A 21,985-nucleotide genomic window follows, 5' to 3' on the forward strand; every position below is an offset into this window, starting at 1 on the left:
CAAAGCAATTGGCTGGCAAAGCTATCTCATCATTTGCTGCGCAAATGAATCCCAGTTATTAAACCGTATTTCACATTAAGTTAGCGTGATCTGAATAAGATTTTGACTATTTTAATTCGTACGGAGTCTCAAAACTCAATAACTTAAAAGCACTAATTCATACTTAAAAAATCTAAGACTCAATAGCCTTAACCCCATCAACTATACCTTACCACTGGATTCATTTGAGTTCTGATAACGAGCCTGCACTGTACTCGGCATCGCCTTAATCCGCAGTTCCACCATAGTATCAAATGCCATCATTAACGGCTGAACATCAAGGGTAGGATCGAGGGCGCTTAACATATAAGCGCAAGCTTCTAAGGTCGATAAACTATCGCTACGACTCGATTTACGGATCCGATAGCGCGATTCATAACCTTCAGCCAAATGCACCGCAGGATACTCGGCTAACCAAGGATTCAGCTGCAGCATTTTGAATGCCTTGCGCCAAGTGCCATCGAGCAACAGCAATATACAATCAGGATTAATACTTTGCTGTTCAACACTTACACTTAACGCAGAGGGATAGACGAGATAAATCGGCTTATTACACGCCGCTAAATACTCCCGTAAGCCTTTGAAATCAGACTCGCTTTCACCCACATAAACTTGCGTTTTAGGTACAGCAAGACTCAATACCCGCACACTATTCTTCTTATGTTCGACTTCACTCAGGTGCTGTAAAACCACCAACTGAGTCATTGGAGAGATAGGCTGAACACTCGCACATAAGCAAGTATTTTGCGGATAACGACAGATAGCACAATAGTGACGGGACAAGCTTTACCCTCGGTTTAGTGAATTATTTTACGAGTATACCAAAGGATAAAAGGGTATTAGACACAATAAAAAATACCCACAGTTCGCGGTCAAACAAACTGTGGGTAAAGGGTGTACTCTGTAATTAATCAGTGCCGCGAACTAATGCTCGCCAACTAACTGCTCTTGGTGCCAGTGGTCGAATCGACTCAGCGCCATCATCAACAATAAACCGATAGAAAACACACCCATGACGAGTGCCACTGCGTAAGGTGCAGTTAAATTCGTTTGCTGTATAAGTCCAGCTAAAACGGATGCACCACTCATCTGAATAAAACCTAGCATAGCCGCGGCAGTCCCCGCTCGCTCACCGAAAGCTGACAGCGCCATACTCGTCGCGGGGCCGAGTAAGAAGGCAAATCCCACACATAACAACATCATAGGTAACATAAAGTTAAAAGCTGCTGCCATCCCTGTATTTGGACCAAACTGTTGCCCCGCCACTGTCGCCACTGAAGACAAAACGAGTAAGGACAGAGCCAAAATAACCGTTGGACGATTACCCAGTTTGCGAATGACGATCGGTGCCGCAAAACAGGCCACGATATTAAACACAGCATTGAGCCCGAATAAGCCACTAAACGCTAGCTCAGAAACCCCTAAATGCCCAATCAACCACACAGGCGCATAAGACACATAACTCAAAATAGCCGCCATCGCCGACATACAAGCAAAGGCATAAAACAAAAAGTGGGTGTTACCGAGTACAGGTTTGAATCTGCCCCAACGGTAAAGTGGGCCAGTAGTAACAGTGTTAACTGGACGAGTCTCAGGTAAGCGATAACCAACAACGAGCATCATCAACATGGCATATAACGTCATGAAAACGAAAGTTGAACGCCAGCCGAATTGCATCGCTAGCAAGCCACCTAAGGTTGGTGCTAAAGCTGGGATCACGCAAATCGCTCCATTTAAGTAACTGTAAATTTTAGCGCCTTCTTTTTGTGAGTAGCAGTCGCGCACCGCACTAAACACCACGATAGAAGTTGAACAGGCGGCTAAACCTTGCAGCACACGAGCAATCTGTAACCAATGAAACTCGATGGCCGCGGCAGCGAGAAGACTACTTGCGCTGTAGAGTAAGACCCCGAAAATGGCCACAGGACGGCGGCCATAACGGTCGGCTAATGGCCCAATCAACACTTGGCCTAAGCCCATGGCGAATAAAAACAATACGAGCGTGGATTGCACATCACTGGCAGATACGGCGAATTCTGTCGCCATAGTTGGCATTGAAGGTAAATAAATATCAATGGCTAATGGGCTGAGCAGCACCATAGACATCAGGATAGGTAACAGATTGCGCCGCATAAATAATCTCAGTTGATCAGGGAAAGGTATTTCAGTGGGCGCTATTTTAATTAACTCAAGGTATGAACAGAAATGGTATAATTTCCAAAGTAAATTTCCTCTGAGGAATATCTGTGAATATCGACAACTTAGCCAGAATCGATTTGAACTTGCTGGTCATACTCAAAGTACTGCTAGAGGAGCAGAGTGTCACTCGCGCCGCCAGCCGATTACATATAAGCCAGTCAGCCCTCAGTAAGAGCTTAAATCGACTCAGAGAAACCTTAGATGATCCCCTATTTCAGCGCACGGCGCATGGCTTAAAACCCACCGCGCACGCCCTCATTCTTGGGCAAAAACTGCCGAATATATTGCAAGACTTGTATCAACTCACTCAGCCTCCGACCTTTAATCCTGCCAGTAGCAATCGACAATTTTCTTTTGCCATGGTGGAAAGCGCCTATGAAACCTTAATCCCATATTTTATCGGCCCTATGCTGACCACGGCACCCAACGTCAAACTCGACTCCTATGTCTGGACCGAAAAATCGATGCAGGATTTGCAGCAAGGGCAAATCGACTTTGGCATTTCAGGGCGGGATTTGCATCCACTGTCGGATTTTCAAGTGGATCGCCTGCCCGAAGGGATTGCCTATCAAACATTATTTACCGATCAACAAGTCTGCTTAGTGCGAGAGGATCACCCGCTGATGGCGGCGCTCACCTCAGAACAATGGAATTTACCCCTTTACCTCGATATGGCCCATGTGCAGGTTCGTTGTGAAGGTAGTGATTGGTGGGCACTGGATTACTTTCTTGCCGATCTTGGGCATAGACGCCGGATCAGCACGACTGTACCCGACTTTTATGGTGCCGCCAGCGTTTGCGCCCACAGCAATTTAATCTTCACTCTGCCGTCGAGCTTTGCCCGTCACGCCTGCCAACTTTATCCGCTCAAACAACTGCCACTGCCTTTCGAATTTATGCCAATGGCCTATGTGTTGTTATGGCATCAAAGAAATGATGAAGATCAAGGGCATAAATGGATTAGAGAAACCATTTGTCAAAGTGTGGCTAAGTTATTCAATCCCACAGAAATGCTTTAACACGACAAAACGGCCAGTAAAAAGCCCGACAAAGTAAAGGCTTTATCGGGCTAATATCGAGACAAACAATTAAGAATAGCGATTACAGAATAAATGTCGCGACTTGCGCATTCAGGTCATTAGCGCGAGCTTTTAAGCCCCTCGCCTGTGCCAAATCTGCCATGGCCGATGCGGTAATCTCATCAGTCACATCTTTAATCGCAACCGTATTCTGGGTTATTTCACCCGTCACTTGAGTCTGTTCTTCCGCTGCGGTAGCAATTTGGCCTGCCATATCTGAAATCACGTTGACCGCTTGCGTAATTTCTTCAAGGGCTTTCGCCGCCGCATTGGCATCTTCTACGCTATGACCCGCTAAGGCTTGGCTGCTTTCCATCAAGCTGACTGCTCGAGCGGTAGTGCGTTGTAGCGTTTCAATCGTGGTATGTACTTCCTGAGTCGAATCTTGTGTGCGGCGCGATAATACTCGAACTTCATCGGCAACGACCGCAAAACCACGGCCTTGCTCGCCAGCACGAGCCGCTTCAATGGCTGCGTTAAGCGCCAACAGGTTAGTTTGCTCGGCAATCCCTTGAATTGTCGCCAGAATACTCGAGATAGACTTAGCGTGACGACTTAAATCGCCAATAACATCCGTTGCTTGAGTCACTTCATCGGCAAGGGAATTAATCGAGTTACGAGTTTTATTCACTAACTCTTTGCCCTGTAAACTGCTCGCTGCAGACTGTTGAGCCGCTGTTGCTGTGTTCTCAGCATTGGCTGCGATCTCATTAGTCGCACTCGCCATTTCAGTTACCGCAGTCGCGACCATAGCGACTTCTTGCTGCTGACGTTGTAACTCTGCAACTGAAGTTTGCGTGGTGGCAAGACTACGTTCAGCATCGGCATCTAACTCATTCGCTAATTGGCGAATATGGCTGATCAGCTGATGTTGACTGCCCACAAAGCGGTTAAAGCTATCGGCAAGCACGCCCACTTCATCTTGAGTGTCGACAGAAATACGTTGAGTTAAATCACCATTACCATCGGCAATACGCGCCAGCGCCTGCGATACTCGACTCAGAGGACCCAGCAGGACACTTACTAGCCAAGAAATGGCTAATACACTTAAGATCAACACGAGTGCAGAAAGCCCAAACTGAGTGAGTAACAAACTCGACAGTGGTGACTCTAGCGTTTCCTTATCAAGCACTAACACTAATTCCCAATCTGTATTAGGGATATCAACGCTCCAGACTAATTTGTCACGTCCTTCATTTTCAAAATACATAGGCAACAGAGTGCCCGCTGCACGGCTCTGTTCTGGTAAGTTGCGATTAAGCTCGTTGTCGATTTCACCTATAGGTTTCATCGTCTTAGCTTGATCTTTATAAGCGATCACTGTGCCGTCTTTGTGCATCATGATGGCATAGCCGTTTGCCGGTAATTTCATGCGGTTGACCTCTTCGATAAGATTACTAATCGATAGATCTCCAGCAATAACTCCGCCTGCAACAGGCTCGGCCAAAGTCACCACTAGAATATTAAAAGCAGTATCAAGATAAGGTCGAGTAAATACACTTCCACCAGTTCGCATAGTCTCTTGGTACCAAGGTCGTGTACGAGGATCATAATTTGTATAGTCAGTTGCAGGCTCTGAATCTCTCATATTGCCGTTAGACTCACCAAAATATGTCGATTCAAACCCTCCCGATTGCTTAGCCTGTTTCATTGCTTGCACAATGTCATTATTGCGCTGCCCAGCAAGACCTTTAACAATTTTCTGACGACTTGCAAGCCACTCACTAATTAGTAACGCTTGCTGGTCTCCAAGACGTTGAGCCTGTTCTAAATTCACGTCTAATAGTACTTTCTTCTGACTTGTATAACTTTGCCAAGATAACAGTAAAATTACCGATGAGAGAGCGAGAATTACGGAAAAAAGGATTTTTTGTCTTAATGAATATGATTTCATAATATATTTCACGAATAAAAACTGGATAATTATGCTGACCAAAAATAATAACTATTCCTAGTAGCGCTTAGTTTACTTAGATACGTAAAAATAACGGAGAATACACTTATTTTGACCGCAAGAATAAACAAACTCACAACAAATCCAAGATAGATCAACGTATGTATCTGAGCACCGACCTCTTATTTAATAGGACGCCTAATTTATGCATATTTAAATATGCACTATAAATCTCATGTAATTTAAAATTACTCTTATCTTAATGCTAATAGTTACGAATTAAATTCAACTTAAATAGAAATGAGTTATAAAAGCATTTAGATGAAAAAGTAATAAAAGTGCCATTTTTATTTCATGGCACTTTTATATCAAGATCAAATCATTCGCTATTTTAAACTTAGGCTACAGAATAAATGTCGCGACTTGTGCATTCAGGTCATTAGCGCGAGCTTTTAAGCCCCTCGCCTGTGCCAAATCTGCCATGGCCGATGCGGTAATCTCATCAGTCACATCTTTAATCGCAACCGTATTCTGGGTTATTTCACCCGTCACTTGAGTCTGTTCTTCCGCTGCGGTAGCAATTTGGCCTGCCATATCTGAAATCACGTTGACCGCTTGCGTAATCTCTTCAAGGGCTTTCGCCGCCGCATTGGCATCTTCTACGCTATGACCCGCTAATGCTTGGCTGCTTTCCATCAAGCTGACTGCTCTGGCAGTAGTCCGTTGTAGCGTTTCAATCGTGGTATGTACTTCCTGAGTCGAATCCTGTGTACGACGTGACAGTACTCGAACTTCATCGGCAACGACCGCAAAACCACGGCCTTGCTCGCCAGCACGAGCCGCTTCAATGGCTGCGTTAAGCGCCAACAGGTTAGTTTGCTCTGCAATCCCTTGAATTGTCGCCAGAATACTCGAGATAGACTTAGCGTGACGACTTAAATCGCCAATAACATCCGTTGCTTGAGTCACTTCATCGGCGAGTGAATTAATCGAGTTACGAGTTTTATTCACTAACTCTTTGCCCTGTAAACTGCTCGCTGCAGACTGTTGAGCTGCCGTTGCCGTGTTCTCAGCATTGGCTGCGATCTCATTAGTCGCACTCGCCATTTCAGTTACCGCAGTCGCGACCATAGCGACTTCTTGCTGCTGACGTTGTAACTCGGCAACTGAAGTTTGCGTGGTGGCAAGACTACGTTCAGCATCGGCATCTAACTCATTCGCTAATTGGCGAATATGGCTGATCAGCTGATGTTGACTGCCCACAAAGCGGTTAAAGCTGTCGGCAAGCACGCCCACTTCATCTTGAGTGTCGACAGAAATACGCTGAGTTAAATCACCGTTACCATCGGCAATACGCGCAAGAGCTTGCGATACTCGACTCAGAGGACCCAGTAACATGCCAACTAACCAAGAAATGGCTAATACACTCAGCAACAGTACGAGTGCAGAGAGACCCAATTGAGTGAGTAATAGGTTAGACAATGGTGCTTCTAGCGTTTCCTTATCAAGCACTAACACTAATTCCCAATCTGTATTAGGGATATCAACGCTCCAGACTAATTTGTCACGTCCTTCATTTTCAAAATACATAGGCAACAGAGTACCCGCTGCACGGCTCTGTTCTGGTAAGTTGCGATTAAGCTCATTGTCGATTTCACCTATAGGTTTCATCGTCTTAGCTTGATCTTTATAAGCGATCACAGTGCCGTCTTTGTGCATCATGATGGCATAACCGTTTGCCGGTAACTTCATCCGATTAACACCGTCAACTAGGCTTGCGATAGATAAGTCACCACCCACAACACCTTGTGCGGTAGGCTGCGCCATAGTCACAACCAGAATGTTATAGGCAACATCCACGTAAGGTTTTGTCAAAATAAGACCGCGCTCACTGATGGCTTGTTGATACTAAGGGCGGCTGCGAGGATCATAGCCCGTACGATCAATACTCGGATCAGAATCCAACATTTGCCCAGCTTGAGAGCCAAAATAGGTCAGCTGAAAACGGCCCGATGCCTGTGCTTGTTGAAGTGTATTGAGGCTGTCACCTTCAACTTTATTCGCCAGGGCTCCCATAATATCTTGGCGGCCAGCCAACCATTCTTGTATCCGCTCAGCCTGCTGTTCACCTAAGCGCTGCACTTGTTCTAGGCTGTTTTGTAACAGTTGGGATTTTTGGCTGGAATAACTTTGCCATGACAACAAACCAATCACGAGTGAAAGGGCTGCCACGACAGAGAACAGAATTTTTTGCTTGAGCGAATATGAGTTCATGTTGGCGTCTAATTAATTAACAAAGCAGTGAAACAAGAGGGTGTTTGAGCGGGTCGAACGAATATTTACAACCAATATAATAAGGCGGCTAACTGAGTTAAAACTGCAGTTAAATTTGAGCTGAATTTTCTCATATTATGTACAGTTAGCAAAGAAATTGCTCAGATTTACATCAAAAAGATTTTAGCAAACACATATAATTAACCAACTGTTATTCGAGCAACAACATATAGATAGACATGCGATCACATATCAAAGTAATGCGCAACACCAAAATGGCCTCCCGAGTAAAATAAAGTAAATTAATCAAGATTAACGTGACCTATACGCACTCGCTATTGCACACTAAATGTCCACTGCCTATCGAGGAGTTCTTATGATTTTTCAACAGTTCCAACAGAGCCCACTGCAGACCCGAATTTCTGGCCCACGGGCTTGGTTAGCGATGGCAATTAGCATTAGCCTAATTTGTTTATCACTATTTTTATTGCCCTTCGTGCTCTTATTTGGCGCCATTGCGCTCGGTTGTTTAGTCCTATTTAGCCGTTTTTATATGGCACGTCAGTTGGCTAAGTTTAATCAGGCTCAGGCAAACGCAATGCAGCATGCCCACGCGACAGAGGAGCCGCAGAGTCAGGTTTATGGATCTGACACTATTGTTAGGGAATCTAATGCGACACGCCATCAAGGGCGCACTTTTGAGCATAAAGAGGATGAACACTAGTTCAATCGAAGCAAAACTGCGCTCAAGCGAGTAAGGTCTGGGCGCGTTTAAGGCTATGAATTTCGGCGGGATCTTGGGTTACCTCAAGCACATTTTCAATCTGTAATACCAGTGAACGCCACAGAGGCTCGATAATATCCGCCTCTTTTTTATTGGCATTTTGCCGTGCCAGCTTAAGTAAAGCCGCAGATCCAACGACATCAATTCGCCCTAAGATACCGTCGGCCAGTGCCATACTCAGCTCAATCATCGCAGGCACACTGTGGCTATATTTGATCACTTGGCGCAAATAATCCTCAGCTTGAGTCAAATCACTGCCAAAGGCATTGTCATCATTGAGCATATGCTGCGCCCGCGTGAGCATAGCATCGAGTTGTCCTTGCTCGGCAGCTTCGGCCATCCAATGCTCACTGGCAATCATATCTCGAGTACAACCATCTCCATTGGCAAGCATTAATGCTAAATGATACTGGGCATGGGGATAACCTGCTTGTGCGGCTTTGCTTATAAAATGATAGGCTTGAGTTAAGTTCTTTTGCTGGTAATGCAACACTCCTAAATTCGCCATCGCTTCGGTTTGCTCGCCATCTGCAGCACCTTGTAAGTATTGCTGTGCTAACTTGCTGTCGGGTTGAAACGACTCACTGCCTACAAGATAAAAATATCCCAATAACGCCATCGCATTGACCACACCTGCTGCAGCTGCAGTGGCAATGATCTGTTCACCTTTAGCCACTTCTGGCGCGCCTTGATAACCGTGGATCAGTGCTACGCCATGCTCATGTAAGGCTTCCATGTGCTTAGGTGCCGCAAGGGAAAACCAATAGGCCGCTCGGGCAAAACTGTCAGCTGCGCTAATGTGAGAAATGGTATTTAGAGGTGAAACTGTGGATAAATCTTGGCTTGATATAGCTTCGGCTTCTGCCGCAAGTTCTTGCTCTTTGAGCAGTTCTTGTTCTTTCAGTATCAAAGCCTTGGTCTTAAACGATATCCCAACCAAATACTGCGCTTGCGGGTCATCTTCCATCACAGCGCGGTAGCACAAGTCCCTCACCGTCATAGCGTCAGTCGCTTCATAACAGTAGTCAGGGGCAACTCGACCTTTAACCTTAGGATACAAGTGCTCGACTAAAGTCAGGACATCTTTAATGGATTTTTGCGCTAGCGCGAGTAATTGTTCTTGGGTGAGATGGTATTTCTCAGGATGAGCACCGCGGTTACCGTCGGCACGCAATCGATGCAGGGCACGAGTGGTCTTCACATCAATCACGCGCCGCTGATTTAGCTGTTCGATCCTATCGTATAAATTCGGACTGGAAAACGCGATTTGCTTATCTTGCCCCAGTAACTCTGTAAGTTTATGGGTAAAACTGCGAATGTGCAGTAGCGACTGTGTCGGCACATCCTGCACATAGCTTTTCGCCTTGAGGTAATCATCACTCAAGGAGACCGAAAAATCGTGGATAAACTCACTATCCTTAATGACTGTTTTCGTCCCCATGAGTGATTCCCTGCAGGCTGAATTGATATTGCACTATTCGACGCTTGGTTTTTTCGACACCATATATAAGCGGAACAAAGCGACGTTAACGAATAATCCAATAAAAGACATAAAAGTATCCGCTAACATTTGCACAGGTAATCCGCCCATGGATGCTAACCCAGAAAGCTGGCTACCTATGACGGAGAGTGGTAAATATAACATCAATAATGCAATGGTTTTCAGTACGATAGGGCCACTAAAACTAAAACTACCCTTAATCGCTTCTAGCGGTGTTAAGCGCTCAACCACAACCATAAAGTTCACATAGGCTAAACGCGCAAAGAGATAGAAGCTAATTACCAATCCTACCAGCCACACAGGACCGAAGGCGGCAAACAGCATCACTGGTGCTAAAATCGCTAGACCAGAAAACACCCCAGCCAATAATAATGGTGGAACAAACGGTAAACTCGCCTTCAACACCACTCCCGCTGAAGGACTATGCCCTTGTGAGCGCAGTTCTAAAAACAGAGTCAAAGCGGCAATTAATACCGAAAAAGTAAGTAGTAACAGCATCATGGCGATCATATGCGGTGCGCCAAACTGTGGGTTTTCTAGATCAACTTTACTCATCTCTATACCAAGCCATAACTGGATCCCCACTTGGATCAAGAGTAATGGGATCGTCAGCATAGCGAGTTGCGCCAGATGATTACGGAAGAAGTTATAGGCTTCTGACAAAATTGCGGATAGTGACATGCGACTTTCCAAATAATTGAAATGAATTAACACTTAGAATTGCCGCTAAGGATACCGAAAATCCCTTGGCAATGCACAGTAGAAATCACCAGTGTGAACCGTAAATCACAGAAAACTACTGCAACAAAAGTGACAAACCCGCTAAACTGTCCAGCGAACTCGTGCGCAAACCATCAAAGGACGCTTCCATATGAAACACACTCTGACCTTCTCTATCCTCCTCAGCACTTGTATTTTAGCGGCGCCCGCCAGTGCAGGCTGGTTAGATAACTTGGCAGGAACTCAAGCCAAAACTGAAAAAGCGACCACTACAGCAGCGGCAACTCAGTCGAATGATTTAGTTGGCAGCGTCATGTCACAATTGGGTTTAAACCAAACTCAAGCCGAAGGTGGCTTAGGCAGTTTATTAGGCTTAGCGCAATCAAGCCTAGGAACAACCGACTACTCAAAACTGGCAGCCAGCATTCCTAATGCCGATAGTTTGGTCGCCGCTGCGCCTAAATTGGACTCAAAATCGGGTGTTTCTGGCTTATTATCCAAAGCGGGTGATTTAGGTTCATCACTGCAAGGCAGTGCTATGGTTTTAGACGCCTTTGAAAAATTGGGCATTTCTAAAGATCTAGCAATGCCAATGATCAACATAGCTAAGTCTTACTTAGATACTAATGGCACTGAAGGCACCTCAGACTTACTGATGAAAGGTCTGAACTCGCTACTGTAATTCAGTCTTACCTCACCCTAAGCAATACAAGGTTTAGGGTGAACTTTCACTTCCCAATCGACTCTACTTTATATTCCCTCCAGCATGAGAACCGCCAAATATGATTGCGAAATTAAGACGATTTTTTGAAGCTCATACTCAAGCAGTCTCCCCTGAAGACAAGGCACATCAACTTAAACTGGCCGCAGCGAGTATGTTACTTGAAGTCGTGTTTGCCGATGAGACCTTAACGGCAGAGGAAGAAGCCTTATTACCTAGGCTGCTAACCGATACCTTATCAATGTCAGAAATAGACGCTAAGATACTGATTGATGAAGCTAAAAGCGTACAAGGCAGCGCGACCTCACTCTTTGAATTCACCTCAGCCATTAACGCTGAATTTAGCCTAGCGCAAAAGCAGCAATTGTTGCTCGCAATGTGGCAACTGGCCTACGCCGATGGCCAGCTATCCCAATATGAAGACCAGATCATTCGACGCACCGCTGATTTGTTGCACCTCAAACACAGCGAGTTGATCCAAATGCGTAATCTTGCCATAGCTGCAACCCAACAAACTGGCTAACCACATCCACTATTCAGTCAAAGTGCAAATCAACAAAAGCCCATAAAAAAGCGTGAATGCGAAACACCCGTTCCCCATTCACGCGATGGTCTTCTTAAGACTAAATTGATATCGCTCTTTGGCTAAAAATATTTTTACTGCCGTCCTACTCACTAAAACACTAAGCGAAACAAAATTCTAAGCTAACGCTTTACCGATTTCATATCCCGAACCGTGTAATTCAGTCAACTTAGTCCTTAGCCCGCCCATCTCCATCTTCAATCCTTTCTTAGTCGCTAATTGAGATAACCAACTGGTTTTTTCATCATCCTCAATCGTATCCCACTCATCTAGAACTTTGTAAGATAAGCATAATAACGCAGCAAGTTTTGAAAATGGGTTTGAATCCTTAGGGTGGTCTTGATACAAAATGCCTTGCACTAACGCTGGTGTAAACTTCCAATTCTTCGCTAGTAATGCGCCAATATCCGGGGAATCATATCCGAGTAACTCGCGCTCAAACTGATGCTTATCTTTACCCTGCGCCACAGCTTCGGCAATTTTCGCCGCATCTTCAGGCGATACTGCCGCAATCAATAAATCGCCAATACGATGTAAGATACCGCAAGTAAAAGCTTCTTCTGGGACAGCACCACAACGCTTTGCCATTTCTTGACTATAAAGCGCAATCTCAAAGGTTTGCCCCCAAAACTGGGCTAAATCTATTCCTTCACACTTAGGGACAGCACCAATCACCGCCGATGCGAGCACTAAGGTTCGTAGGGTTTGCATCCCAAGACGCACAACAGCTTCATCGATAGTGCCAACCTCTCGACTGCGTCCATAGTGGGCACAGTTAGCAAGGCGTAACACCCTAGCGCTGATTAAGGGATCGTGTGAAACTTTAGTGGCAATGCTTTTTACTGTCGCATTGTCATCATTGACCGCATCTAACAATTCACTGATCGCCTTAGGTAACCTAGGTAACTCATCGACACGATTGAGCAACGCAGCTGAATCCATATTTATTCTCCTTCCGTATGAATGATCAAAATATAGAACACAAGTTATCGCCTCGCTCACCGAGATACATTAAATATCAGTAATGTGCAGTCCTTCGGCAACAAAGCTTGGCAGCCATCAGACTTAAGGTTTACCTCTTTGTTTCATGCAATTTAATCGCACTCAATCATATCCAGTTTCGAAATCCACTAAGCCACACAAAAAAGCCCCAAACTCTTATGACAATAAAGAGTTCGGGGCTTTCTTAATTAATCCATCATGTTGATTTAGCCCCAGAGGGGTCGAATATTACTCAGGTAACGCCAAACTTTGTTTGCGACTAATATGGGTCTTTTGCCACCACAAAAATGGTGCGACCACTAAGATCAACACAAGCACATAGGACATACTTGCACCTAGGGCAAAACCTAATACTAAGCAAAACGCACAACCCAGCGCCACCAGCGGCCAATTGTGCCGTGGTAATAACTTAGCGGCAGCGAGCATAGCCATCAAATAGATCACCACAAATACGCCGTTGCTCCATGCAATAAGGTGCTCTAACTCTTGCCCGGTAAGGTAAGTCAGTACGATCACGCTTGCCATCACAGATAACAGCGCAGCAAGTGCGCGAATAGGTACACCATGGGCATTCTTAACGGCAAAGAAGCGCGGTAAAATGCCTTCACAACTAAAACTCCAGACCAGACGTGCCGCACTAGCCGCATACACGTTAACGGTTGCCAATCCACTTGCGATACCTAACACACCAATCACTTGCGCACCGTAACCACCGAGCAGTTGGTCAAACACGCCGATCATGGCGACACTTTTATCTGTCGGCACTAATAGCAATAAAAGTGTACAAGCCACATAAATCACGCCCACCAGCACTGTGCCCATCATCATAGCGGGGATCATATCCTGCTGCGGACGACGAAAATCATCGGCAAGATGGGTCATAGCTTCTATACCCAAGAAACTCCAAAAAGCGATGCCAGCGGCAATCATCACGGTCGGCATTTCAGGCATACCATGGCTAGCAAGTGTCGTGAGATGACCTTGCTGAAAACTACTCGCACCAAACAAGACCACAACAACGGCGACAATGCAAAGTGTCAGGCCAAATTGCAGCTTAGCCGACACTTGGATGCCTCTTAAATTAATCAGAAACAAGCCAAAAATCACGAATATTTCAACACCAACCTTGGACCAACCCGATATCGGTATTAAGGCATTCACAAACTGAAAGGTCATCAAAATCGCGGCCGGCGCCCCCATGGGCACAACCAGTAAAAAGATCAGTCCAATTGTTCGACCAGCGGTGCGACCAAAGGCTTTTTCGACAAAGTAAGCGGGGCCTGCGGCATGGGGAAATACACTCGCTAAACGACCAAAGACCAGTGCCACTGGAATAATGGCCAAGGTTAACAAGATCCATGCGACTAAGGCGCCAGAATGCGCTTTTTCAATAGTCATCTGAGGCAAAATAAATACCCCTGTACCGAGCAAAGTGGTCGCCATTAAACCCGCACCTTGCCAACGACCTATAGTTCCGCTATTTGAATTCATCTGTTAATATTCTGTGGTTTTTGAGCTGTCAGTATAATGAGATTTCGCCCTACAATCTGCCGTTAATTTCAGTGTTCTCCACGTCCAATACCGGCAAAATCGCGGCAAATAACGTTATTTCCATCAAAATGACGGTCAGTTTAAATTTTGGTAAAATTTTAAGCAAAAATACTCAGCGAATTCTGTGGTTATTCAAACCAATGGCAAAATAACACATAGATTCAATATAGCCATTTTCACTGGAGTCACCCTTGGATAAATTCGATACGGCCATCATTCATAGTTTGCGTCAGGATGCGCGCCAGAGCGTGTCGAATATCGCCGAACAGGTCAATCTATCCCGTAGTGCGGTTGCCGAGCGCATAAAAAAGCTCGAACAAACCGGAGTGATCCGTGGCTATCAAGTGCTCTTGAGTGAGTCGCAAAAAGAAGGAGTATCGGCTTATTTCGAAATCCAGCATCAATGTCCACGTTGCGCCGACGTGGTACACGTATTCCAAGCGATCCCCGAAGTAATTACCTGCCGTGGTATTTCTGGTGATATGGATTTACTCGTGTACGTGCATGCGCCCTCGATGCGCCGCCTGCATGAGATCCGTGAGTATATCGACACTCACACTGACATCATCAAGATCAAAACCCATGTGGTAATGAGTGAATGGATTAATAACCTCGGCGAATAAATCGTGCCTCCCTAAAACAAGAAACGCCACCCTTAGGAATAAGGTGGCGAGGCCCGTTTGGAGGCAGGGCAAAATATTGAAGTGTAAAATATGGCATCCTTGCCCAGCGACCTCCCTGTTACACAACCAACCGCGGCTAGACTTAACCCTTGAGAGCTCAGCCAGCGCCGCAAGGGCCTCATCTACAATGTTTTCCTTTGACATTGTTTCCGCGATCCGTCGATTCCATTGATTATTATGATTTTTTCGTCATTAATTAACGGTACGCCTTAAGCGATCGTCATTTGTCCTGTATAGAGTATGAAGTTACGTAGCAGTAATACCCCGATCAAGCTCAAGCAAGCCGTCCCCGCCACATAGGCCCATTTCCGTTTAGATGTCGCCGTCATAAATAGATTCATCGCCAATGGTCCCGACAAACCGAGTCCAATAATACCAAGCCAGAAAATCCATCCCCAGAAGCCATACCCTAAGGCATTAAAGGCGGCAATTTTACTCTGTCCACCTGTTAGCACTAAGCCCATAAAGAAGGTAAAAATCAGCACGATTTCGACTAAAATCAGTGGGATTTCAACCTTGTGGATAAAGTGCACCTCTTTGTCATTAGGCTTGCCATTCATCAACACGCCACCGAGTAAAGATGATGCCGCACCGGAAGACAAACCAGATGCCAAAAACAGCAGAGGTAACACAGGGTTTTTAAGCATGGGATAGCCTGGCAAGGCCGAGAGTAGGAAGCCTGTATACGCGCCCAATGCCAAGGATAGAATCACGAGCAATCCTGTAATTGTCGCTTCAAATCGAGCCAATAATGCGGTCAACTTAAGCACAATAGGAAAGCGTGTTTCACACCAAGCATCAACAGGTTTACGGAAGGTCAAACCAATCCACATAAACATAAATACTTGGTAAATCAGCAGAATAAGCACGCCCATCGACATGACAGATTTAGGGTTGTAGAACACCAAAATCTTCCAAAAATCGAGAGGTTTAGTTAAGTCTGCGACCAATATCCCTAACCCGGCCATCACAGCTACAGGCGCGACAATACAAGCGGCTCGCACAAAACCAGACTGATAGGCGTTTTGCTTCAAAACAAAATGTTTCAACAGTACGGCGAAGAACATGGCTCCCGCAGATACACCCGCTAAAAACAGGTAAATTGCAATCGGCCAATGCCACACTAAGGTATCAAAATGTAGGGCACTCATAGTATCACCTCCCCTGATTTTGCAACGATACGGAACAATTTAGGTCTCGTTCCAAGATCAACCTTAGTGCGCTGGGTTGGATTAGACCGCAGAACTTGAACAACCTCAGAAGTCGGATCTTTTAAATTACCGAACACGAGTGCCTTTGTTGGGCAAGCAGCAACACAGGCAGGTTGTTTACCTTGAGCTAGGTTAGTTTCTCGGCAGAAATCACACTTATCCGCCGCATGGGTGACAGGATTAATAAAACGGACTTGATAAGGACAAGCTGCAATACAGTATTGGCAACCTACGCATTTCCATGCATCGACAGAAACGATACCCGTTTCTTTATCAATAAATGCAGCTCCAGTTGGACATACATTTACACAGGGTGCGTCTTCACAATGCTGACAAGACTTGCGACTAAAGTGATAAAACTGATTAGGGTATTCGCCAAAGGGACCCGCTTGCTTAATTTGAAGCCTAGACACACCTTCGGGTACATTATTCACTTCACGACAAGCCACCTCACACGCTTGGCAACCTATACACTTAGTTTCATCATGAATAAGTGCATATTTGACATCAGGTTCTGCTTTAACACTATCCGATGCATTCACTGTGGCGAGTAATGATGCACCTGTAGCGCCAGCAAATAAGGCACAGGTGCCTTTTAGAAATCTTCTTTTTGAATTTTCCATAACCTTACTCCTGCTTGCCAGTGTGGCAACTGCTACATAGCTCACTGCGAATCTTCGGCGTCATATCCGCCATTGGATCCGTTGGGCTATGTAATTTATGGCAGGCGGCACAAGGCACTTTTTGAGCATGTACGTTATGCGTCCAATCTGCTCCACTGAGTTTTTTCTTGGTATGACACTTCTGACACACTCTCAGCTGAACCGTCAGATCCGACGATTCTTCCATACCAAAGACCACCATATCATTCGGTTTTTTAGGGTGGTCGCCCTTTTCTCCATGACAGGAAGAACAGCTCATTTTCATCGCATCTTGACCATGATGCCCTAACATTTGACCATTACGCTTGTGACACTTCATACAAGCATCACTGTTAATTTGATTGGCTGGCTCAGCACTCATTGCAGAAAAGCTTAAAAGCAACGCAGCAGCACCTAAGCGTAACGACCACAGCCATTGTCTTTTGGACATAGGAAGTCCTCACATTTATCCGTAGGAAGGTAAAGAAGGGGTCGAGTTCGGATAATTCCGAACCCGACGGTCAAGATCACACAGCCAAGGCTTGCTTAAGACTCTGAGTATCCCACTGTTTATGCTGGTTCATTTCAATGAAACTGATATTGAACTTGCTAAACAGTTTTTTCAGTGGTGAGTTAGTTTCTTTGCCAAAATCACTGATAACCATTTTCACTTCAGATGAATCATGGTCGATCAATACATAATCAAGTCGGCATTCATGATTTAATTCCGTATCATGTTTGTCCATCTCAAATACAGTGTCCAATGGCACGTTACAACAAACATCGTATTTACCTTCAACAACTGTTTTTAATGATTTAAAAAAATTGAAACTTTGTTTATCAAACAATACTGGTTTAAGTTTCATCTCATGATGTGCGGCTTCATCAGGACCTGCTTTAAAAAACTTAATGCAAGTCATGACAAACATCACAAACACGAATGGTACTGCTACGAATAGTACGAAGTACATAAACGCATAGCTGAGAATGACTGAAGTATTCATACACGCCTCCAAAAACTAATTTATTTTTTGTTATCTCCTTTAAAGCAACTTTAGTATTATTTGAAAACACTTATTTTTTCTTGACACATGTCACACTTGCAAATAACAACTTAAATATAAACAATGATTTACATTGCGCGTCACATTGCAAAATTATGTAAATCTTAAATACAAATATTGATACTTGATAATTCAGTATTTGCATTTTAAATATGTAAATATCAGTTTTTGAAATTTTAAATTTTATGAAAAACCATTTTAAATATTAAAAAATAAAACAAAAAACCTTTGATACACATAGATAAAATCTAGATCCAAAACTTGGGATTAGTTTCACATTAAAATTATTAATTAGCACCATAATTAGGCATTGATTTAAGTATTTGCTCAATATTAAGGAATATAAAAAATGCACATTAGTAACATGGATGGCCTCGATATTCTGAGTTTAAAAATACTTGTTTCATTATATGAGAACAAGTCAGCAACCTATGTATCGAAAGCGCTAGACATTCCAGCCCCTAAAATCAGCCGTAGCCTTAAAAATCTACGGGAAATTTTTGGTGATGAGTTATTTATTCGTCGTAAATATGGCTTATTCCCAAATGAGTTTGCTACTCATTTATATCCAATTGCAAAAGAAGCAATTGAGTGTACTGATAAGTTTCAAAAAGCCAGAATAGCAAACACTCGCCAAGTTAAGACGCATGTCGAAATAGCAGCGCCAGGATTAATTGCCTACACCTTCCCTAAGGCCTTGATGCAGGCTATTAAAGAAGAGCAAAAACCCATGCACATTAATATAAACCCTTGGTCTATGCATACGACTCAAGACATTATTAATGGTGATACAACCCTAGGTATTTGTTGCAATAAAAGTGCTGCCGATGTTGCCGCCTTCGGCGATAAACTGCTAACGACTGAATTGCAACGTATGGACAAACTCTACCTGATTGCTAGCAGGCATCATCCTATTTTTAAACGGGAAATCACCCTAGAAACGATTGCGGAATACCCCTATGTCAATACGGATCTTGGTAATCCCAGCACCAAATTGAGTCCATACCAAGAGTTTTGTATAACGAATGGCATTAAACTCAATACTGAAATTACCATTACCAGTATTTCAAGTTTGTTTGAATATCTAGGCGAAAGTAATGCAGTCTCCCTATTGCCTTATCGGATAGTTTACGAAATGGTGAGTGATATTCCTGAACTGCATACGTGTCAACTATCGCAGTATGAAGCAGAACGTTTATATGCAGATACAGAAACCCCAACGATTTTCTTAGTGCAAAAAAATCAGCCCAATGCAATCAATGAGGACTTGAAATGGTTAAGCGGAGAGATTAAAAAAATCGTCGATCGTATTATCTAGCCAAGCAATAGCTCAACATATCCAAACAACAAACCACCGATACACGAGGTGACAGGCATCCTCTGCCTTAGCTTAGGCTCCACCTCAGCCCCCATGCGATCCACTCGAGAATTGTTAAACCAAGCATACATCTTGGAGCATAAACACGTTACACTAAGCCCATCTTTATCCTAATAGATTCAGCTATGCGGACCGAAAATACAGCCACTCTTAATCTTATTTGGGGCGCCCTTATTCTTGAGGAGTTAGCACGTCTTGGCGTACAACATGTGTGTATGGCGCCGGGCTCGCGCTCAACACCGTTAACCCTCGCCGCCGCCCAGCAAACTAAACTCCAGCGTCACTTACATTTCGACGAGCGTGGGCTCGGCTTTATGGCCTTAGGTCTAGCAAAAGCTAGCCGCGCACCGGTCGCCATCATTACGACCTCAGGCACCGCCGTCGCCAACTTGTACCCTGCCATTGTGGAGGCGTGGCTGACCCATGTACCTTTAATCGTCTTAAGTGGCGATCGTCCGCCAGAATTACTCGGCTGCGGTGCCAATCAAGCCATAGTCCAACCGGGAATTTTTGCGAATTACGCCACTCAAGTGAATTTGCCAACACCGGATACACATATCGCACCGCAGGCGTTGCTTACCACAGTGGATGAAGCAGTGGCGAATCAAACTCGTCCAGTGCACATCAACTGCATGTACCGTGAGCCCTTGTATCCGAGTGAACTCGGTGGCGCGATTCTCGATGCCGAATCACCCTACCTCAAACCATTGCAAACTTGGCTGCAGCTCGCACGCCCGTATACCCAATACGGTAAGAGCAAACAGGTGAGCAGCCCAAGTGATGATGCCATTATGCGGTTCGTCCACGGTAAAGGGGTAATCGTTGTCGGTACTCTCACGCCTGAGCAAGATCCACAGCAACTAATTGCCCTATCGCAAAAAATCGGCTGGCCATTACTTACCGATGCCCAGTCGCAACTGCGTCAGCATCCAGCGGCAATAGGTAATATTGATCAACTGCTGCAACATCCAAGGGCGCGTAATCTATTGCAGGAAGCGGATCGTGTACTCGTATTCGGCGGCCGTTTATTATCAAAACGCTTGATAGGTTATCTCACCGAGCAAAATTGGCACAGCTATTGGCAGGTTTTACCAGAACAAGACAGGCTTGACCCTAGCCACAATGCTAAACACATTTGGCACGCGAATGCACAACAGTTTGCAGCCTTAAATTGGTATCGCTCATCCTCGGCAAACTGGGCGAATACCCTAATCACCTATAACGATGAATTGCATAACTTATTTGTGCGCAATATCGACCAAGGGGAGTTTGGTGAGGCACAAGTTGTGCGTGCCATCGCCAATACTCGTCCGCTAGAACAGCAGCTTTTTATCGGCAACAGCCTGCCTGTACGCTTGTACGACATGTATGCCCCTGTCAGTTGTTGTACGGCAACCACTTATACTAATCGTGGCGCATCGGGTATTGACGGATTACTCGCCACCGCCTGCGGTATTGCGGCCCATGAAGGCAAACCCACGAGTTTAATCATCGGTGATTTATCACAACTGCACGATCTTAACTCGCTGGCCATCGCTAAAGGTTTAACCAGCCCGCTGGTGATAGTGATCCTCAATAACGATGGCGGTAATATCTTCAACTTATTGCCTGTTCCCAATGAACAAGTCCGTAGCGATTATTATCGACTCAGCCACGGTTTAGAATTTGGCTACGCCGCAGCTATGTTTAATTTACCCTATAATCAAGTGGATAATTTAGCCGATTTTCAAGATAGCTATAATGAAGCGCTGGATTTTCAGGGGGCTTCGATCATTGAAGTCAATGTAAGTCAAACACAAGCCAGCGACCAAATCGCCGAGCTCAACTTGTGGGTGAAACAAAGCTAATGCCAACCATGGCCCGTTACGGCAATTCTTCACTACCGACCTTAGTGCTACTGCATGGATTTTTAGGCACCAAGACCGACTGGTTGCCGTTAATGCCAGCGCTAAGCCAGCACTTTCACTGTATTTGCTTAGATCTGCCGGGCCACGGGGATAGCCAAAGGGAGTTGAAGCCAACCGAATTAGATGGATTTAACCAATGTGTTGAAGATGTGTTGGCACACCTGAATGGCCTTCATATTGGTCAATTCCATCTCTATGGTTATTCTCTAGGTGGCCGTATTGCTCTGCACCTTGCCAAAGCCTATCCAGAAAGACTTCTGAGCCTAAACCTCGAATCCTGCCATCCTGGACTTACAGACCCGCAAGAAAAACTTGCCAGAACTAAAAATGATACCCAGTGGGCCGAGCGTTTACTGCATCTGAATAGCAAAGACTTTTTAAGCTTGTGGTATCAGCAGCCCATATTTACCGATATGACGGCTACCAAACGAAAAACCTTAATCGAGCATCGTTCTGCAGCATTAGATCTGCATCCTAAACTGCGGCTGAAAGAGGTATTCATAGCCACCTCACTCGCACACCAAGCATCGATGTGGGATGTACCTTTGCAGCTTACCTGTGAGTGCCATTTCTTTGCGGGCAACCAAGATGCTAAGTTCCACGCCCTCGCCCAAGAGTGGCAATTACACGCGCCCATCCTCATCCATAGTATTCACGGCGCCGGCCACAACATACACCAAGCCGCTCCCGAGGCATTAACCTCAAAAATAGTGAAGTTGCTAGGGTAATGACAGAATTAAAATGTAGGAAATAT

Annotated in this window: 19 protein-coding genes and 1 pseudogene; 8 read left to right on the plus strand and 12 right to left on the minus strand. The window is 44.9% G+C overall.

The window, feature by feature from the left end:
• Window positions 1-201 precede the first annotated feature (201 nt).
• Both HQQ92_RS21045 and HQQ92_RS21050 read right to left on the minus strand, forming a co-directional pair.
• Window positions 202-822 carry a tRNA-uridine aminocarboxypropyltransferase gene (locus HQQ92_RS21045; protein ID WP_173248160.1) on the minus strand — a complete coding sequence of 207 codons (621 nt, stop codon included), beginning with the start codon at window positions 820-822 and terminating at the stop codon, window positions 202-204.
• 141 nt (window positions 823-963) lie between these two features.
• Entirely contained in the window at window positions 964-2,172 is a 1,209-nt protein-coding gene (locus HQQ92_RS21050) for a multidrug effflux MFS transporter (RefSeq protein WP_173248162.1), read from the minus strand.
• Between the two features lie 113 nt (window positions 2,173-2,285).
• Here HQQ92_RS21050 and HQQ92_RS21055 point away from each other — a divergent pair, with 113 nt between their 5' ends.
• Window positions 2,286-3,257 (plus strand): LysR family transcriptional regulator, encoded by a 972-nt coding sequence (locus HQQ92_RS21055; protein WP_113940290.1) that lies wholly within the window; start codon window positions 2,286-2,288, stop codon window positions 3,255-3,257.
• An 82-nt stretch (window positions 3,258-3,339) separates the two neighbouring features.
• Here HQQ92_RS21055 and HQQ92_RS21060 read toward each other — a convergent pair whose 3' ends face one another.
• Together HQQ92_RS21060 and HQQ92_RS21065 are read right to left on the minus strand one after the other, a co-directional pair.
• The gene (locus HQQ92_RS21060; RefSeq protein ID WP_173248164.1) at window positions 3,340-5,211 is read right to left on the minus strand and encodes a methyl-accepting chemotaxis protein; all 1,872 of its coding nucleotides are present in this window, start codon (window positions 5,209-5,211) and stop codon (window positions 3,340-3,342) included.
• Between the two features lie 402 nt (window positions 5,212-5,613).
• A pseudogene (locus HQQ92_RS21065) lies at window positions 5,614-7,485 on the minus strand (methyl-accepting chemotaxis protein).
• A 376-nt stretch (window positions 7,486-7,861) separates the two neighbouring features.
• On the opposite strand from HQQ92_RS21065, the gene HQQ92_RS21070 reads away from it, so the two are divergent.
• On the plus strand, window positions 7,862-8,209 hold the full coding sequence (locus HQQ92_RS21070) for a hypothetical protein (RefSeq protein WP_173248166.1): 348 nt from the start codon (window positions 7,862-7,864) through the stop codon (window positions 8,207-8,209).
• Window positions 8,210-8,231: 22 nt separating this feature from the next.
• Here HQQ92_RS21070 and HQQ92_RS21075 read toward each other — a convergent pair whose 3' ends face one another.
• Together HQQ92_RS21075 and HQQ92_RS21080 are read right to left on the minus strand one after the other, a co-directional pair.
• Complete coding sequence (locus tag HQQ92_RS21075) at window positions 8,232-9,710, minus strand: DUF4145 domain-containing protein (RefSeq protein ID WP_173248168.1); 1,479 nt, start codon at window positions 9,708-9,710, stop codon at window positions 8,232-8,234.
• Between the two features lie 33 nt (window positions 9,711-9,743).
• Complete coding sequence (locus HQQ92_RS21080; protein WP_105250588.1) at window positions 9,744-10,451, minus strand: hypothetical protein; 708 nt, start codon at window positions 10,449-10,451, stop codon at window positions 9,744-9,746.
• 190 nt (window positions 10,452-10,641) lie between these two features.
• Between HQQ92_RS21080 and HQQ92_RS21085 the strand changes: the two genes are divergently transcribed.
• Window positions 10,642-11,172, plus strand: a complete 531-nt coding sequence (locus HQQ92_RS21085) for a DUF2780 domain-containing protein (RefSeq protein ID WP_173248170.1) — start codon at window positions 10,642-10,644, stop codon at window positions 11,170-11,172.
• A 100-nt stretch (window positions 11,173-11,272) separates the two neighbouring features.
• Window positions 11,273-11,734, plus strand: a complete 462-nt coding sequence (locus HQQ92_RS21090) for a TerB family tellurite resistance protein (protein ID WP_173248172.1) — start codon at window positions 11,273-11,275, stop codon at window positions 11,732-11,734.
• 177 nt (window positions 11,735-11,911) lie between these two features.
• Here HQQ92_RS21090 and HQQ92_RS21095 read toward each other — a convergent pair whose 3' ends face one another.
• Entirely contained in the window at window positions 11,912-12,736 is an 825-nt protein-coding gene (locus HQQ92_RS21095) for an HDOD domain-containing protein (RefSeq protein WP_173248173.1), read from the minus strand.
• A gap of 288 nt (window positions 12,737-13,024) precedes the next feature.
• Entirely contained in the window at window positions 13,025-14,287 is a 1,263-nt protein-coding gene (yjeH, locus tag HQQ92_RS21100) for an L-methionine/branched-chain amino acid transporter (RefSeq protein WP_173248175.1), read from the minus strand.
• A gap of 251 nt (window positions 14,288-14,538) precedes the next feature.
• Here yjeH and HQQ92_RS21105 point away from each other — a divergent pair, with 251 nt between their 5' ends.
• On the plus strand, window positions 14,539-14,970 hold the full coding sequence (locus tag HQQ92_RS21105; RefSeq protein WP_006079646.1) for an Lrp/AsnC family transcriptional regulator: 432 nt from the start codon (window positions 14,539-14,541) through the stop codon (window positions 14,968-14,970).
• Window positions 14,971-15,239: 269 nt separating this feature from the next.
• Here the strand turns inward: HQQ92_RS21105 and nrfD are convergent, their stop codons facing one another.
• From nrfD to HQQ92_RS21125, 4 genes are all read right to left on the minus strand, one after another.
• Window positions 15,240-16,181 (minus strand): cytochrome c nitrite reductase subunit NrfD, encoded by a 942-nt coding sequence (gene nrfD, locus HQQ92_RS21110; RefSeq protein WP_105250593.1) that lies wholly within the window; start codon window positions 16,179-16,181, stop codon window positions 15,240-15,242.
• Window positions 16,178-16,864, minus strand: a complete 687-nt coding sequence (locus HQQ92_RS21115; RefSeq protein WP_105250594.1) for a 4Fe-4S dicluster domain-containing protein — start codon at window positions 16,862-16,864, stop codon at window positions 16,178-16,180. Before HQQ92_RS21115 ends, nrfD begins: the two co-directional genes overlap by 4 nt.
• Window positions 16,865-16,868: 4 nt before the next feature.
• Window positions 16,869-17,333 (minus strand): cytochrome c3 family protein, encoded by a 465-nt coding sequence (locus tag HQQ92_RS21120; RefSeq protein WP_173248177.1) that lies wholly within the window; start codon window positions 17,331-17,333, stop codon window positions 16,869-16,871.
• A 76-nt stretch (window positions 17,334-17,409) separates the two neighbouring features.
• Window positions 17,410-17,886, minus strand: a complete 477-nt coding sequence (locus tag HQQ92_RS21125) for a DUF2726 domain-containing protein (protein WP_105250596.1) — start codon at window positions 17,884-17,886, stop codon at window positions 17,410-17,412.
• A gap of 409 nt (window positions 17,887-18,295) precedes the next feature.
• Here HQQ92_RS21125 and HQQ92_RS21130 point away from each other — a divergent pair, with 409 nt between their 5' ends.
• The 3 genes from HQQ92_RS21130 (at window position 18,296) to menH (ending at window position 21,959) form a co-directional block, all read left to right on the plus strand.
• Complete coding sequence (locus tag HQQ92_RS21130; protein ID WP_105250597.1) at window positions 18,296-19,264, plus strand: LysR family transcriptional regulator; 969 nt, start codon at window positions 18,296-18,298, stop codon at window positions 19,262-19,264.
• A gap of 185 nt (window positions 19,265-19,449) precedes the next feature.
• The gene (gene menD / locus HQQ92_RS21135; RefSeq protein ID WP_173248179.1) at window positions 19,450-21,171 is read left to right on the plus strand and encodes a 2-succinyl-5-enolpyruvyl-6-hydroxy-3-cyclohexene-1-carboxylic-acid synthase; all 1,722 of its coding nucleotides are present in this window, start codon (window positions 19,450-19,452) and stop codon (window positions 21,169-21,171) included.
• Window positions 21,171-21,959 carry a 2-succinyl-6-hydroxy-2,4-cyclohexadiene-1-carboxylate synthase gene (gene menH, locus HQQ92_RS21140; protein ID WP_173248181.1) on the plus strand — a complete coding sequence of 263 codons (789 nt, stop codon included), beginning with the start codon at window positions 21,171-21,173 and terminating at the stop codon, window positions 21,957-21,959. The genes menD and menH overlap by 1 nt, the downstream gene beginning before the upstream one ends.
• Window positions 21,960-21,985: the final 26 nt, after the last annotated feature.

This window comes from Shewanella sp. DC2-4, from assembly GCF_013248875.1.
GTDB lineage: Bacteria > Pseudomonadota > Gammaproteobacteria > Enterobacterales > Shewanellaceae > Shewanella > Shewanella oncorhynchi.